Raw genomic sequence first — 15,433 nt, 5'->3', positions numbered from 1 at the left:
AAGACCCCTTGAAGACGACGAGGTTGATAGGCTGGGGGTGGAAGCACAGCAATGTGTGGAGCTGACCAGTACTAATCGGTCGAGGGCTTATCCAATACTACCCCACAAAGTGACGTTAAGCTTTGCAGCTTAGTCCGGGTACTTTGCGGGGACCCCGAAAGCATCGGGGAAGACACTAAAGGACATTCATGAACTTTCGCATCCAGTTTTCAAGGCGCAAGCTTTACTTTAGTCCGGTTCTTCAACGCATCGGGCGCTGTTATCCACAGTTAGATATGGCGGTCGTGGCGAAGTGGTTAACGCATCGGTTTGTGGATCCGACATTCGGGGGTTCAATTCCCCTCGATCGCCCCATTTATCCACAAATAAACTCAAATTGTTGGGGATTAGTCAAATCCTCAGCCATTTATATGTGCGGAAGTGGCTCAGCGGTAGAGCATCGCCTTGCCAAGGCGAGGGTCGCGGGTTCGATTCCCGTCTTCCGCTCCATTTCTCAAATCCAAGTCTTGCGACATTCGCAAGGCTTTTTTATTTGCCTATTTTTACAGGGATCGCTTCCACCTTTATTTTTTTTCACTGCTAATCGCGAAGCGTTAGGACTCAGCATGTCAAATTTCCCGCTGTGCCGAGAACACAGTTCGTCCTTATTATGAGCAAAGCGCCAAGTCTATTTTCCAGGCTTGGCGCTTTGCTTATATTGTTATGAATATCGGTTTTACATCAAAATCAGTTTTTGACGGAAAAGAACGGGCAGAGGGGGTCTGGAGAAAGGAATCAAGCTTTAATGGCGATCGGAAGAACCCTCTGACCCGCAGCGCTTACCCTCAACTTCAAGTCATGCAAGGATTTCGCTTTTGAGCCGATATTTCAAGCTTATTTTTTAAAATACGTTCTGCGGCTTCTGCGCCTTTTTGCATTTGGAGCAATATACGAGCCTTTGTCGTAAACAAGCAAACGATAATCGTCCAAAATTACATTTATAGATAATTCCAATTATGTTACGATGGGTAAAATGAAAGCGGTTTATTCACGGCAAAGGGAGCAGACGTTCATGAGAAAGCTCGTAATTACGTTGTTATCCGCGGCATGCGTCGTATTATTCGCCTTTACTCTCTCGACTATGATTCAAATTTTCCGCTACAATCTGTCGGCTCCGGCTGAGTTGGACAGCGGGCATGCACCTTCTTACCGCCTTGTCCTTATTACGCAGGAGCTCGATACGCCGTTCTGGGATGCGGTTGAGAAGGGAGCGCTGGCCTCTGCCAAGGAATACGGCGTTGAACTCTCGGTGTGGGGCAGTTACGGGGCCAATCAAGTCGATTTTTTAAGGAAGATGGAGGTCGCTATCGCTTCCAAGGTGGACGGCATTATTGTACAAGGCTTGGATAACGACGAATTCAACAAGCTGGCTACCGTGAAGGCCGCAGGCAAGGGCATCCCCGTCTTTACGATTGCCAACGACGTGCCGATCGAGAAAAGCTTGCGCCGCACCTACATCGGCTCTAATCATGAATGGGCTGGCCGGGTCATCGGGCAGCAATTGCTGGCTGATATCGGAAAGGGCAATAAAGGCAAAGTGGTGCTGATGCTGTCCGATCAGCAGGAGGATTTTCAACGGAAAAGGCTGGACGGAATTATGAGCGAGCTGAAGACGGAGCCAGGCATCGAGCCGCTTGTCGTGATCGCCGGCAATACGCGGGAGAAGGTAATCGCGACTACGAACGATATTATGAACCGCGACCCGCACATTGACGCATTTGTATCGATTACGGCCAACAATGCGAGCGCGATGGTGCAGGAGATCGCCAAACGGGCCAAGGTCGGCAACTTCCACCTCTATTCCTTTGACGACAGCTCGGAGAGCCGAACGCTGCTGAAAGAGAAGAAGCTGAACGGCATTATCGAGCAATCGCCGGAGACAATGGGGCATCAGAGCGTTGAGCTGATGATTAAGTGGCTGAAGCGAGAAGCATTTCCACTCGACACGAAAGGTTACTACACGAATATTCGGCTGCTGAAGGCGGAGGACCTTTCATGAATACGATTCAGAAAAAGATCTATTTGCTCGTCGTAGTCGTCGTCTTTATTATGGCAGTCATCTGGGTCGCGCTCACCTTTTACAATCAGAAAATGCAAAGCCAATACAACGACATTTTGCAGCGTTATTTGCAAATGAACGAGGTCAGCGCGGAAAGCCGCCAGCTCGTTACCACTTTGAATAATTACTTGCAAGGGCCGACGGAGGGCAAGCTCATTCATTTGCAAAGCGATCGGCAGGATTTGCTGGAGGCGCAGCAGCAGATCGCCGCGCTGCGGAATGACGGCAACCATTTTACGCTAACGAATTATTTGAATTTGATCGACAGCCTGATCGATTCATCCGATCGCTCGGTACGTTTTCTAAACGAAAAGAATAAGGAGGAGTCACTGAACGATTTCGCAGACGCAACGCGCTTGTCGACCTACATATCGGAGATGACGCTAACGCTGTTCGACACGGAGCTAAAGACGTACGATCAATTTTATCGGGGGATGATTAAGCAATCGGCTATGCTGAAAAAGCTCGGCATATGGATGATTGCCATGATTACGTGCATTCTGATGCTGTTCACCTACCTGTTCTCCCACAGTATTACGAGGCCTATCTATAGGCTGACACAGGCGGCAAGAGAGTTTTCCAGAGGCCGCTTCGATACGCCGATCGAGACGGCCGGCAACGATGAAATCTCTTTTCTTGCCAAAACGTTCGATCGCATGCGGATCAATATTAATAATTTGATCTTGGAAATTCAGAACAAGGCTCAGCTTGAGAGCGAACTGCAGACAAGCAAGCTGCTGCTTCAGGAAAGCCAGCTGCGGAGCCTCCAAAGTCAGATCAATCCGCATTTTCTATTCAATACGCTCGATACGTTGTCCAAAAAGGCGTACCTCGAGGGATCGGAGGAGACGAGCGATCTGATTGCGAGCGTGGCCCGGCTGCTGCGTTATAACTTGAAGCGGCTGGACCGTCCGGTCACGCTATATGAGGAAGTAAGGGTGCTGCGCGAGTATATGGCGATCCAGGGCACGCGCTTTACTGAGCGACTCCGATTCGTAGAAGAGATTAACGACGATTGCTTGTATGTTCAGTTGCCGAGCTTAACGCTGCAGCCGATTATCGAGAACGCAGTCATTCATGCGATCGAGCCGCTGGAGAATGGAGGGACAATCTACTTCCGGATCAGGGAAGGCGACAACGGCTGCGTCATGGTAGAAATTGAAGACGAAGGAATGGGAATGGGGCCAGAACGAATTCGTCAAATTTTAGAGGGAAACGAGCAGGAGCGTCACCAAGACAGTCATTCGACAGGTATTGGCTTTGCCAATGTTGTGAAGCGGTTGAGCATCTTTTATGGCCGGGACGATCTTATTTGCATCGAAAGCATAGAAGGCAAGGGAACGAAAGTGGGACTTATGCTGCCAAAAGAAAGAGAGGTCCGCAATTATGCTTAAAGTACTGATTGTAGACGACGAGCATATCGAGCGTGAAGGAATGAGCGCCATTATTCGCAGCGGCTTTCCCGAAGTGACCATAGAGCAGGCCAAGAACGGAAAGGCTGCCGTCGAAGTTGTTCCGCAATTTATGCCGGATTTGATTCTAATGGATATCAAGATGCCGATAATGAATGGTCTTGAAGCGATTGAATGCATCGCCGCCGAATATCCGGACATGCGTTTCATTATGGTTACCGCGTACGATACGTTTGAATATGCCCGTAAAGCAATCAAGCTCGGCGTAAAGGATTATTTATTGAAGCCGAGCAAGATTAGCGAAATTCAAGATACGGTCGGCCGTGTGCTGGAGCAAGTGATGCAGGAGAGGGAAGAGCGGGAGCGTCAGATGGCGATGCTGAACAAGCTGGACAAAGTGATGCCCTTGGTCGAGGCGGATATTGTAACCCAGCTGCTGTTTGACCATGTGCACGAGGTTCATCTGGATGAAATGATTGGGCTGCTTGGCGAAAGCTTTAGCGCGAACAAGGAGGTATTCGTGCTCTTTATTCAAGTCAGTGCGGATGCGGAGCCAGACCTGTTGTACTCCGCGGTTAAGCTGAAGCTGCGTCAGCTCGGAAACGGCTGGGTCGGGGCCATGTCGGGCGGATGCCTGCCGATTATAGGCTTCCTTGAGGAGCAGAAATCTTTCCGTGCCCAAGCCGCTTCGATGATTCGCGAACTGATGAATATCCCAGAGCTTTGCGTTCAAGACGGTCGTTGCAGCATCGGAGTCGGCGAGCCGCGCCGATCGCTTGACCATATCCGCTACTCCTACCAGGAAGCACTGCTCGCCGCAACGGCGGGAGCGCCGGTTGCGAAATATCGCTTTTATGCGGATATCGCGTCCGACGGCGAGAGAGGCGGCTCCGAAATGTTGAACAAACAGCAGGAAAAGCGGCTTCTCGAGCAATTGCGATTGGGACAATGGGATGAGGCATGCGCTGCGCTGCTGCCCTATATCGATCGGTATCAGGCGGCGGGCATGGCAATTCATCAGGCACAGCAGCGGATGCTGGAAGGGCTTTGGGTTATTTTCCGAGGACTGATCGAGCTTGGCGTAGAGACGGAGCTGCCTTATTACCCGTTCCAAATCAGCCGATACAGCGAGCTGAAAACGGAGACCGAGAGTCTCCTGCTGCGGATGCGGAAGGATGCGGAGCGGCAAAGGAGCCGTCAACAGCCGGATGTGATCGCCAGAGTGAAGCAATATATCGTCGCTAACTCCCATCTAGATATTTCACTGGAGATGATTGCGAAGGAAGCAGGGCTTAGTCCGTTTTACATCAGCAAAATGTTTAAAGAGCAGATCGGCGTCGGGTATATCGATTTTCTGACCGATTGCCGTGTGGAGAAGGCAAAGACGCTGATGGGACAGGTGGAGCGCAGCTTGAAGGAAATTGCCTATGAGGTCGGATATAACGATCCCAATTATTTCAGCAAGGTTTTCAAGAAGGTGTCGGGTTCTTCTCCGACCGAGTACCGTAAAGCATTGCTTGGCAGCAAGTAGAGGGGGGAGCTTCAACCTCGCACAGCTTGGTAAAAAAATTAACCCCCAAAAACAAAAAAATCCAGCATTTTGCAATAGAATACAGAAAACTTCGAATTCGAAGCATCCCAAACATGTTAATCTTAGAAATGTAAGCATTTACATTATTGAAGAAAAAGGGAGAGAAGAAGATGACGAAGCGCAATGCAAAAAGTGGGGTAATGCTGCTTGTTCTCGCAATCTTGCTCGTATTGTCGGCATGTGGAGGCGGTAACGGCGGCGGAAGCGAAAAGTCCGGCGGAGAAAAAGCATCGGGCAAGGACGGTAAAATCAAGATTGGTTTCTCCTTGGATACGTTGCAAGAAGAACGCTGGCAGAAGGACCGCGACTTGTTCAAAGCAGCGGCTGAGAAGCTTGGCGCAACTGTAGAAGTACTGGCTGCTAACAGCGACGACGCGAAGCAAATCGCGCAAGCGGAATCGTTGATTTCGCAAGGCGTTAACGTTCTCGTCGTAGTACCGCACAACGCAGAAGCAACTGCGGCTATCGTTGAGAAGGCCCATGAAGCCGGCATTAAAGTATTGGCTTATGACCGTCTGATCAAAAACTCCGACGTCGATCTGTACGTTTCCTTCGACAACGAGCGCGTAGGCCAAATGCAAGCGGAAGCAATCGTGGCGAAAGCGCCTAAAGGCAAATATGTCTACATCGGCGGTTCGGAAGCGGACAACAACGCTCACTTGTTCAAGAAAGGCGCAATGAACGTCCTGCAGAAGTACATTGACAGCGGCGACATCCAAATCGTATACGATCAATGGTCGAAGGACTGGAACCCTGCTGCTGCACTTTCCAACATGGAAAATGCTCTGACGGCGAACAACAACCAAATCGACGCAGTCGTAGCTGCAAACGACGGTACGGCAGGCGGCGCGATTCAAGCGCTGACAGCACAAGGTCTCGCAGGCAAAATTCCGGTATCCGGTCAAGACGCCGAGCTGGCTGCAACACAACGTATTATTGAAGGCACGCAAACGATGACCGTATACAAACCAATTAAAGCACTCGCTGAGAAAGCGGCTGAACTGGCTGTTGCAATGGCGAAAGGTCAAGACGTAGGCGCGGACAAAAAAGTAAACAACGGCAAAATCGATGTTCCTTCCATCTTGCTTGATCCAATCGCTGTAACGAAAGAAAACATCGACTCGACGGTTATTGCCGACGGCTTCCACAAGAAAGAAGACGTCTACAAAAACGCGAAGTAAGAGGCAATCCGCAAGAGTGGGGTGAACGAGCATGACGGCAGCTTTGGAGATGCGTAATATAACAAAGGAATTCCCCGGTGTAAAAGCGCTTGACGATGTAACCTTTACGGTGAAAAAGGGCGAGATTCACGCCCTTTGCGGCGAAAATGGCGCAGGGAAATCGACGTTGATGAAGGTGCTGAGCGGATTGTATCCGTTCGGTACCTATGACGGGGATATCTTGATCAACGGGGAAAAATGCAGCTTTTCCGGCATTAAAGATGCTGAAGAAGCGGGTATTGCCATCATCTATCAGGAGCTGGCGCTGGCTAAAGATCTGTCCATTGCCGAGAATTTATTTCTCGGCAAGGAGCTGGCCAGATTCGGCGTCATCAACTGGGAGAGGGTGTTCAAGGAAAGCGAGAAGTGGCTCGCCGACGTCGGCTTGAAGGACGTCAGTCCGGAGACGAGAACGGGAACGCTGGGCATCGGCAAGCAGCAGCAGATTGAAATCGCCAAGGCGCTTTCAAAAAATGCGAACATTCTTATTCTAGACGAGCCTACCGCCGCGCTAACGGAGCAGGAAGTCGAAATTTTGCTTTCCATTTTGCGTGAATTCAAGAAGCGGGGCGTAACCTGTATCTACATTTCCCACAAGCTGAAGGAAGTATTCAGCATTGCCGATTCGGTCACCGTTCTGCGTGACGGCCGAACGATTGGCACTTACGACATAGCGGAGGTCAATGAAGAGAAAGTCATTTCACTCATGGTCGGCCGCGAATTGAAGGAGCTTTTTCCACGCATCCAGTCCAATCCGGGAGATGTCGTGCTTAAAGTGGACGGCTACTCGGTTTTGCATCCGGATTTGGAAAACCGCAAAGTGTTAGATGATATCTCTTTTGAAGTAAGGAAAGGCGAAATATTCGGCATCGCCGGTCTGATGGGTGCCGGCCGCACGGAGCTCGTCATGAGTTTATTCGGTTCGTATCCTGGCGTTGCGACCGGTCGAATCGAGATTGAAGGCAAACAGGTAAAAATAAAAAATACGCAGCAGGCGATCAAGCACGGTTTGGCGCTCGTGTCGGAGGATCGGAAGAAATTCGGTCTTGTACTCGGGATGGACGTCAAGAACAACGTAACGATCGCAAGCCTTAGTCAGGTCGCCTCAGGCGGCGTAATTGACCAGAATAGAGAAATACTGCGCGGAAACGAATATATCCGTTCGTTGCGTATTAAGGCCAATTCGGTTGAAACGGTTGTCGGAACGCTCAGCGGCGGCAATCAGCAAAAAGTCGTCCTCGGCAAATGGCTGATGACGAAGCCGAAAATATTAATTCTCGACGAGCCGACTCGCGGTATCGACGTCGGTGCGAAATTTGAGATTTACACGATTATGAATGAACTGATTCGGCAAGGCGTTGCCATCATTATGGTATCCTCCGAACTTCCGGAGTTGCTTGGCATGAGTCACCGAATTATGGTTATTTCGGAAGGAAAGCGGACGGCTGAATTTACGGCGGAGGAAGCGTCGCAGCAAGCGATCATGACCGCCGCAACGGGAGGGAGAGTATAATGAACGCAAACGCAACGACAGAGACGGCTCCCGAGCAGCCGTCGCGCTTGCAAAACTGGTTTAAATTCGATGCTCGCGCCTACACGATGATTGGCGCTCTGCTCGCCATATGGGTATTGTTCTCGCTGCTTCATGAACGTTTCTTGTCACCGACCAATCTGTCGAACTTATTTCTGCAAATGTCGGTCACATCGATTCTGGCAATCGGCATGGTCCTTGTCATTGTAGCCGGTCATATCGATTTGTCGGTCGGCTCGATTGTTGGGTTTATCGGCGGTATAGTCGCTATGCTAAACGTATGGTACGACTGGCCGGCTATTCCGGTCATTCTCGTAGCTGTTGCAGCTGGCGCAATTATCGGCTTAATTCAAGGCTGGATTATTGCCTATAGGGCAGTGCCGGCATTTATCGTCACGCTAGGCGGCATGCTCATTTTCCGGGGATTATTGTTCGGAACGACAGGCAGCGTGACGGTCGCTCCATTGACGCCAGGCCTCAAATCGATTGGTCAATCGTATACTGCCGATATTATCGGATGGGTTCTCGGTATTATCGGATTGCTTATTGCGGCCGCGCTTGTGCTTCGAAAACGTGCTTCGAGAAGCAAATACGGCTTTACCGTCGAACCGCTTGCATTGAGCGTTTTCCGTATGGTTGTAACGGGCGTTCTCATTCTCGGTTTCGTTGCGGTAATGAACAGCTACAAAGGTATTCCGGTTCCTTTCGTAATGGTTGTCATTCTGGCGCTAATCTTTACATTCATTACGCGCAATACGACATTCGGTCGGCAAGTCTATGCGATCGGGGGCAACCCGGAAGCGGCAAGGCTGTCGGGCATTAACATCAAACGCCGCGTAATGCTGGTCTTTGTTCTTTGCAACACGCTGGCGGCTATTGCAGCGCTTGTGCTCACGGCCCGTTTGAACGCAGCGACAATGACGGCTGGCCAGAACTATGAGCTTGACGCCATTGCGGCTTGCGTAATCGGGGGCACCAGCTTGATCGGCGGCTCCGGCACGATTATGGGCGCGCTGATCGGTGCGCTTGTCATGAGCAGTCTCGATAACGGTATGAGCTTAATGAACATGGAATCGTTCTGGCAATACATCGTTAAGGGCGGCATCCTCGTCCTTGCGGTATATGTCGATATCTATACGAGAAATCGCAAAAAAGCGTAATACAAGCCACTCCAAGCTCAGAAGCAGCCATCCGGCGATTGCTTCTGAGCTTTTTTGCGTTAGGACGGGTTGCTTTGGAAAAATAGTAGCCAATCGACATGATACGACAAACAGTCGCATAATCATCAGGTATGATAGAAGTAAGCAACCACTCGCTGAGGAGGATGATGATGGGTTTTTTCGATAAGCTGAAGGAAGGTGCGTCCAAAGCGGCCGATAAAGCGAAGGAATCGGTTGAGGTCGTGAAGTTTAATTCGCAAATTTCTGCCAAACGCAAGGAAATAGAAAAGCATTATATTCAGATTGGTGAAGCCGTCTATCAAGCGCATGTCGCCAACGATCTGGCATTAGCCGCCCAGTCGATCCGGGAAAGCAGCGCACATATTATCGGCTGCGAGAAGGAAATCGAAGCGCTGGAGGAAAAGATTAAAATCATCAAGGAAGAGAAAGACTGCATCTGCGGAAGCGTCGTTCCGCTGGAGGCGAAGTTTTGTCCGTCATGCGGACATAAATTCGAAACGATTCATCCGAGAGGCGAGCAGCAAGAAGCGGCCGCCACGTTTGAAGAGCGATAACAGCATATCAAATAAGCCGATCCGCTGAATTAGCGAATCGGCTTATTTTTATTCCCGTTTATGGGGTTGATGTAAAGGAAGGAGCCTTTGGCCGCCTTTTATAAATAAAATAAACGGCAGTAATTCCAATTATCAGGACAATGACGGAGATAAGACTTCCTTCTGCACCGAAGGCGCCCCCGGACAGCCAGGATGGACCGTTGTCGGTCGAGTGCAGGATCGAAGGCATATCGGATGTACCCGAAACGTTAAAGCCAAATACATGCCCTTGGAAGTAATTCCACGTCAAATGGAGCCCGATCGGCCACCATAATCCGCCGGTCCATTCGCGCGCTACCGCCATAATGACTCCTGCAAGCACGATATTGATAAACGGGAAAGGCGATTCGAACATGCCGGAGTTCAAGCTGTGCATGAGCGTGAACAGGATAGAGCTGACTACAATGGCGACGGTGCTTCCATAGTGGAATTTCAGCAGTCCCTGAACATAGCCGCGAGAGAAAATCTCTTCCGAGAGAGCGACCCCGACAAAGAGCAGCAGCCCTTTCAGCAGACCTGCGACAAGCTCGCTATTCCATTCGGAGGCGCTCCAGCTAATTCCGCCGAGAGCCCAGATGACAAGACCGGATAGCGAAATCAGCACGATGCCGGCGACAGTTCCCTGCACGCCAAAGCTAATCGCCTTATGCTGCCTCATGCCGATCGACCAGCCCTTCTTTCTTTCAAAGAAAGCGAACATCGCATAAGCGGTACCGATAAAAAGAATAAATTGCACGTATTTCAGCCATTCCGCCGATTCGGCTGAGGCGGCAGCTTCCGCAGGGTTTACGCCCGAAACGGCGCTAACAATACCGTATACGGCCCCGACGATAATCATCAGTAAAAAGACGATAGCGAAGCTGAGAACGATTTTTCCTGTGACGGACCAAAACGTTTTCATAGAAATCCCCTTTCAATAATTGACGATGCTTATGTAAAAATTAACACATATGGAACTTACCTTTTGTGTGAACTTTTGTCAACCGGGGCACGATGCTTTCGCAATGAACTTCATAGCAGGAGCGAAAAAAATCCCGGCTTCTCCATTGTGGAAAAGCCGGGATTGCGTTGTATAGATACGATTGCGATTAGTGTGAGGTCTTTTCATGATCGTTCGACATTTTGAGAATGTCGAACACTTTGAAGAGCAAGCTCATCACGATCGCGACGACTGTCGCCAGTCCCATACCCTTCAGCGAGAAGTCGCCGATAACGACTTCTACGCCGCTTAAACCGACGACCAGCACGACCGTTGTCAGGTAAAGGTTAGTCGGCTTGCTGTAATCAATTTTCGATTCAACCAGCATACGCAGGCCGGAAGCGGCAATAACGCCGAACAACAGGAGCGAGACACCGCCCATAACCGGAACCGGAATTGCCGAAACCAGAGCGGAGAACTTGCCGAAGAAGGACAAGATAATAGCGATAACGGCAGCGCCGCCGATGACGAAGGTCGAGTAAACGCGCGTAATTGCGAGAACCCCGATATTTTCGCCGTAGGTCGTGTTCGGCGTGGAGCCGACGAAACCGGAAAGCAGTGTGGAAATGCCGTTGCCGAGCATCGAACGATGCAGACCCGGATCCTTGGACAGGTCTTTGTTTACAATGTTGCCTGTAACAATCAAGTGCCCGATATGCTCAGCGATGACGACGAGCGAAGCGGGAACGATTGTAAGAATGGCGCCAAGGTGGAAGCTAGGCGTCGTGAACGTAGGAGCTGCGAGCCAACCGCTGTCAGCAACTGGCTTGAAATCGACGTAACCCATCAAGTAGGCCAGCAAATAGCCGGACACGATGCCGACCAGAATCGGGATGATCCGCAAAAATCCGCGGAAGAGAACGGAGCCGAGAATCGTAATCAACAGCGTGACGGTCGAAATAATGACCGTATCGGCGTTAAGCGACCAGGCGTCTGTCGCCGCCGCGCTTGGCGGCTTGATCCAGCCGGCCATGCCTGCAGCTACCGGAATAAGCTCCAGACCGATAACGGCTACGATTGCGCCCATTGCAGCCGGCGGGAATACGAAATCGATCCATTTCGTTCCAGCGACTTGAATAATTAGCGCTACGAGCGTAAAGACGATACCGGCGGCGATAAAGCCGCCAAGCGCTGCCGAATAACCTTCCTCCGGCGAAGCGAATTGGCCGATTACAGCGCCGACAGGTGCGATAAACGCAAAGCTTGAGCCTAGATATGCAGGAATTTTGCCTTTTACAATAAATAAGTAAAGCAGCGTGCCGATACCGTTCATCAGCAAGCAGACAGCCGGGTCTACGCCAAGCAAATTCGGTACGAGCACCGTCGAGCCGAACATGGCGAAGAGATGCTGAAGACTAAGCATGAAGCTTTGTCCCAGAGGCGGTCTTTCGAGTACCCCTATTTCCCTTTTCATCTTGAGATCTTCCTCCGTTTATAGGGCCTTAGCCCTTAATATAACCTTTACGATTCTACCTAGATTAGTATCGGTTTGACAAGCCTTCTTTTTGCATGAACGATAATTTTTTCTTTTTTCTAATCGTACGGTGCAGCGCGGGCAAGAACGTACATTCTCTGCCGCAAGCCGGGGACTGCTGTTATAGTGAAAAGAAGAGGAAATTTGCGAAGGGAATCGTCTCGTTATGATGAAGAACGTACTAGTCACCGGATATCGCGCACATGAGCTGCAAATATTCGATCAGAAGCATAAGCATATCGCTTTTATTAAAGCAGCTATTGAAAATAAACTTATTCCTTTGCTAGAGGAAGGTTTGGAATGGATGATAACGCCTGGCCAATACGGAACTGATCTGTGGGCATGCGAAGTCGGAATTGAGCTGAGGAAAAGGTACCCAGGATTAAAGCTTTCGATTATTACTGCTTTCAGCAATCAGGAAGAGCAGTGGAAGGAAGAGCGGAAGGAATACTACAAACGAATTGTCGACAGCGTCGACTACTTCGGTTCCGTCAGCCGAATGCCGTATGCAGGTCCATGGCAGTTTCAAGCGCGCGACGAGCTTTTGTTCCGCAAGACCGATGGAATTGTTTTGTTCTATGATGAAGAAGCAGCTGAGAGCAGCGCCAAATATGTACAAGCGAGAGCGTTGAAGAAGCAGCAGGAAGACGGATATGTTTACGTTGGCATCGGGGCCGACGATATTCAAAACGCGGCTGAAGAAGCGACAAGCGTTTCCTATGAACTTGATTAAAAGCAAAAGCCGCATGCTCCGAACATGCGGCTTTTGCTTTTCATTTTGAAGAGTCGGCATTTATTCGGATTAACGATGCGTTTGATCGTTTTTCCTGCCGTTATAACGGACGATTACAAATTATGGAGCGGGCAGTATGACGGTGAAGGTCGTTCCTTGCCCGTACACGCTGGAAACCGAGATTTGACCGCCGTGCAGATGTGCGATTTTTTGCACGATGGATAACCCCAGACCGCTGCCGGCAGTTGTTCGGTTACGAGACGGGTCCGCTTTATAGAAGCGATCAAACAGCTTCGGGAGGTCAGCGTCCGCGATGCCCGGACCCGTATCGCTTATCGTTACCACGATATTGGAGGAAGAAATGTTTCGTTCGATGGAAACCCGTAGGATATCATTTTCGTCGCAAAATTTAATGCTGTTGGCAATCAGATTCAGCCATACCTGATAGAGCAGACTGGGATCGCCAATCGCTATGGTTTCCGGCAAATCCAGCTCCAGCTGCAATTTTTTATCGGACCACTGCCATTCCAATGTAATCATAAGCTGTCTGATTTGCTCGTCCAATCGGAAATTGACGCGTTCTAATTCGGCCGCATGATCCAAGGAAGCGAGTGTCAGCAGCTGCCTGCTTAACGAGGATAGCCGCTCGCTTTCTTCTTCTATTATATGTAAATATTGTGCGGCATCAGTAGGCGCCGCTTCCGGATCGGACGCGGCGCGTGCTAGACCTCGTATAGAAGTCAGAGGCGTCTGGAACTCATGAGAGACGTTGGCGACAAACTGCTGGCGCATTTCCTCCGAGCTTTTAATGGAGGCAGTCATTTTCGTAAAATGGCGGGCAAGCTCCCCAATCTCGTCTTTGCGCTGCCCCTCCAGCCGAACATCGTAATCGCCTTTGGCGATCTGCCTCGTCGCACGCGTCAGCTTCTTGACTGGACTCACGATCGAACGGCTTAAAATAACGATCAATAACAGACTGGCAATGAAGGTGGAGCCGATAAATACAGCCATGATGAGCCGCATTTCGCCCATTTGCTGCTGCAGGTCCGGCCTGACGAATAATGCGGCTCGCCCCTCCGGCGTTTCAACGGGGACGCCGACTGTATTGCGGATACTGTTTACGAAAAAGGCAAAAAGCGTCATGCCCTCGTTATCCCGGTTCATGCCTTGATAAACGTTGCCTTGGAGAACCGTTTCGTATTGCTCCGGCTCCAGCGTCCCTTGTTTGAAAGGAGCTCCGAATGATTGCTCCTTATGATCGGAATCAACCAAATGGAACTGATAGCCGAGCGATGCCAATTGCGTCAGATAACCGGATAAGCTCATACCGGGCGTATGCTCGTATAGATCTTTGACGGCTACTGCCGTCTTCATCGTTTTAACTTCGTTTTGGGATAGAAGCTTTTCTTTATAGTAAGCGTTAGTGAAAAATAGCCCGGCAACACTGCTGACGATGGCGACGCCCATAAAGGTTAAGACGATCCGAACATACAGCGTCTTCATTCCGTTACCTCCAGCTTGTAGCCTAGTCCGCGAACCGTTGCAATGGAAAAGTCGTTGGCATACTCGGAGAAACGCTCCCGAAGCCGTTTGACATGAACGTCCACGGTCCGGCTATCACCGTTGAAGTCGGAGCCCCATACGAGATTAATGAGCTGTTCCCTTGTGTAGATGCGACCGGGATTGCTGGCCAGTTGAGCGAGCAGTTCAAATTCGCGAAGCGGGATTTCGAACGTAGCGCTTCCCCGGCGGATTTCGTGGCTCATCCGATCAATCATGATCTCGCCAAGCTGAATCGTTTCCTGCGAAACGAGCCGATAGCGTCTTAGCAGCGCTTTGATGCGGAAGATCAGTTCCTTTGGTTCAAATGGTTTGACCATATAGTCGTCAGTTCCGGAAACAAAACCTTTCTCTTTATCTTCTATCTCGCCTCTAGCGGTGAGCATGATGACAGGCAGATCGTAATCCCTGCGTATTTCCATGCATAATTCATGTCCATTCTTACCAGGCATCATAATATCGACGACAGCCAGATGGACGGCTTCTTGTTCTAGAAGCTTCGCTGCAGCTTCTCCGTCCGAAGCCTCTATGACGCCGTACCCCTCTTTCGTTAAAACAAACCGAAGCAGCGTTCGGATAGCGGAGTCGTCGTCCGCAATCAGTATGTTTATGCGCATCAAACTCAATTCCCTTCTTCAAGGAATACTTCTGTATTTCTATAATAAATAGAGTGTAGCACACGCCAGAATTGAATTCTAACGCAAGAGAGACCGTAAGAATTAAGGCTAAACAAGACTATAAACGAAGCGAGTATATAGAAGAAGATCGGTATCATTGTAGGAAGGATCGAGGAGATTAAGATGATTTTAAACTTTTTTTAAAAAAGGGGTTGTCAAAATGAATTAGTCTATGGTATATTCTAATTCCGGCCGAGAGAAACGCGGTTGGCGAGGCAAGCAAAGGACAAGCTGACTGAGAGCTTTCGAAGCTCGAAAAGAAGCTGAAAAATAAAGCTTGCATCGAAACAACGGATGTGCTAAGATAACAAACGTTGTTGAAAAAAACATTGTTCTTTGAAAACTGAACAACGAGCGAAACTGCCCTGTTAATCCTAACGGATT

The 15,433-nt window shown here is 49.9% G+C and carries 13 protein-coding genes, 2 tRNA genes and 1 rRNA gene; 11 read left to right on the top strand and 5 right to left on the bottom strand.

All coding sequences use genetic code 11. The features are described from left to right. The 10 genes from ACFVTB_RS27465 to ACFVTB_RS27420 all read left to right on the top strand — a co-directional run. A 23S ribosomal RNA gene (locus ACFVTB_RS27465) occupies positions 1 to 95 on the top strand; the annotation flags it as partial. 183 nt (positions 96 to 278) lie between these two features. After that, positions 279 to 354 (top strand) — tRNA-His (locus ACFVTB_RS27460). 60 nt (positions 355 to 414) lie between these two features. Beyond that, positions 415 to 489: transfer RNA gene (locus ACFVTB_RS27455), tRNA-Gly, on the top strand. A gap of 562 nt (positions 490 to 1,051) precedes the next feature. Continuing rightward, positions 1,052 to 2,038 carry a substrate-binding domain-containing protein gene (locus tag ACFVTB_RS27450; protein ID WP_387756565.1) on the top strand — a complete coding sequence of 329 codons (987 nt, stop codon included), beginning with the start codon at positions 1,052 to 1,054 and terminating at the stop codon, positions 2,036 to 2,038. Beyond that, the gene (locus ACFVTB_RS27445) at positions 2,035 to 3,492 is read left to right on the top strand and encodes a sensor histidine kinase (protein ID WP_387756563.1); all 1,458 of its coding nucleotides are present in this window, start codon (positions 2,035 to 2,037) and stop codon (positions 3,490 to 3,492) included. Before ACFVTB_RS27450 ends, ACFVTB_RS27445 begins: the two co-directional genes overlap by 4 nt. Beyond that, the gene (locus ACFVTB_RS27440; RefSeq protein ID WP_387756561.1) at positions 3,485 to 5,041 is read left to right on the top strand and encodes a response regulator; all 1,557 of its coding nucleotides are present in this window, start codon (positions 3,485 to 3,487) and stop codon (positions 5,039 to 5,041) included. The genes ACFVTB_RS27445 and ACFVTB_RS27440 overlap by 8 nt, the downstream gene beginning before the upstream one ends. Positions 5,042 to 5,211: 170 nt before the next feature. Beyond that, a complete protein-coding gene (xylF, locus tag ACFVTB_RS27435) occupies positions 5,212 to 6,282 on the top strand; it encodes a D-xylose ABC transporter substrate-binding protein (protein ID WP_387756559.1) in 1,071 nt (356 codons plus the stop codon). A gap of 31 nt (positions 6,283 to 6,313) precedes the next feature. Next, positions 6,314 to 7,834, top strand: a complete 1,521-nt coding sequence (locus ACFVTB_RS27430) for a xylose ABC transporter ATP-binding protein (protein ID WP_387756557.1) — start codon at positions 6,314 to 6,316, stop codon at positions 7,832 to 7,834. Then, a complete protein-coding gene (locus tag ACFVTB_RS27425; RefSeq protein ID WP_387756555.1) occupies positions 7,834 to 9,012 on the top strand; it encodes a sugar ABC transporter permease in 1,179 nt (392 codons plus the stop codon). Before ACFVTB_RS27430 ends, ACFVTB_RS27425 begins: the two co-directional genes overlap by 1 nt. Before the next feature lie 164 nt (positions 9,013 to 9,176). Next, positions 9,177 to 9,587: a hypothetical protein gene (locus ACFVTB_RS27420; RefSeq protein WP_387756553.1), complete on the top strand. Its 411-nt coding sequence runs from the start codon at positions 9,177 to 9,179 to the stop codon at positions 9,585 to 9,587. Between the two features lie 58 nt (positions 9,588 to 9,645). On the opposite strand, the gene ACFVTB_RS27415 is transcribed toward ACFVTB_RS27420, so the two are convergent. Together ACFVTB_RS27415 and uraA are read right to left on the bottom strand one after the other, a co-directional pair. Continuing rightward, positions 9,646 to 10,527, bottom strand: a complete 882-nt coding sequence (locus tag ACFVTB_RS27415) for a CPBP family intramembrane glutamic endopeptidase (protein WP_387756551.1) — start codon at positions 10,525 to 10,527, stop codon at positions 9,646 to 9,648. Between the two features lie 187 nt (positions 10,528 to 10,714). Next, positions 10,715 to 12,019: a uracil permease gene (gene uraA / locus ACFVTB_RS27410; protein WP_387756549.1), complete on the bottom strand. Its 1,305-nt coding sequence runs from the start codon at positions 12,017 to 12,019 to the stop codon at positions 10,715 to 10,717. Positions 12,020 to 12,248: 229 nt separating this feature from the next. Here uraA and ACFVTB_RS27405 point away from each other — a divergent pair, with 229 nt between their 5' ends. Then, positions 12,249 to 12,812: an SLOG family protein gene (locus tag ACFVTB_RS27405; protein ID WP_387756567.1), complete on the top strand. Its 564-nt coding sequence runs from the start codon at positions 12,249 to 12,251 to the stop codon at positions 12,810 to 12,812. Between the two features lie 120 nt (positions 12,813 to 12,932). Here ACFVTB_RS27405 and ACFVTB_RS27400 read toward each other — a convergent pair whose 3' ends face one another. The 3 genes from ACFVTB_RS27400 to ACFVTB_RS27390 all read right to left on the bottom strand — a co-directional run. Continuing rightward, positions 12,933 to 14,315: a sensor histidine kinase gene (locus tag ACFVTB_RS27400; protein WP_387756547.1), complete on the bottom strand. Its 1,383-nt coding sequence runs from the start codon at positions 14,313 to 14,315 to the stop codon at positions 12,933 to 12,935. Next, on the bottom strand, positions 14,312 to 14,989 hold the full coding sequence (locus tag ACFVTB_RS27395; protein ID WP_387756545.1) for a response regulator: 678 nt from the start codon (positions 14,987 to 14,989) through the stop codon (positions 14,312 to 14,314). The genes ACFVTB_RS27400 and ACFVTB_RS27395 overlap by 4 nt, the downstream gene beginning before the upstream one ends. 225 nt (positions 14,990 to 15,214) lie before the next feature. Then, positions 15,215 to 15,433: hypothetical protein (locus ACFVTB_RS27390; RefSeq protein WP_387756543.1), on the bottom strand; the 219-nt coding region annotated here is incomplete at its 5' end.

Origin of the sequence: Paenibacillus sp. NPDC058071, assembly GCF_042885235.1 — a bacterium.
Classification (GTDB): Bacteria; Bacillota; Bacilli; order Paenibacillales; family Paenibacillaceae; genus Pristimantibacillus.
This window is presented reverse-complemented; position numbering and strand designations above follow the sequence as displayed.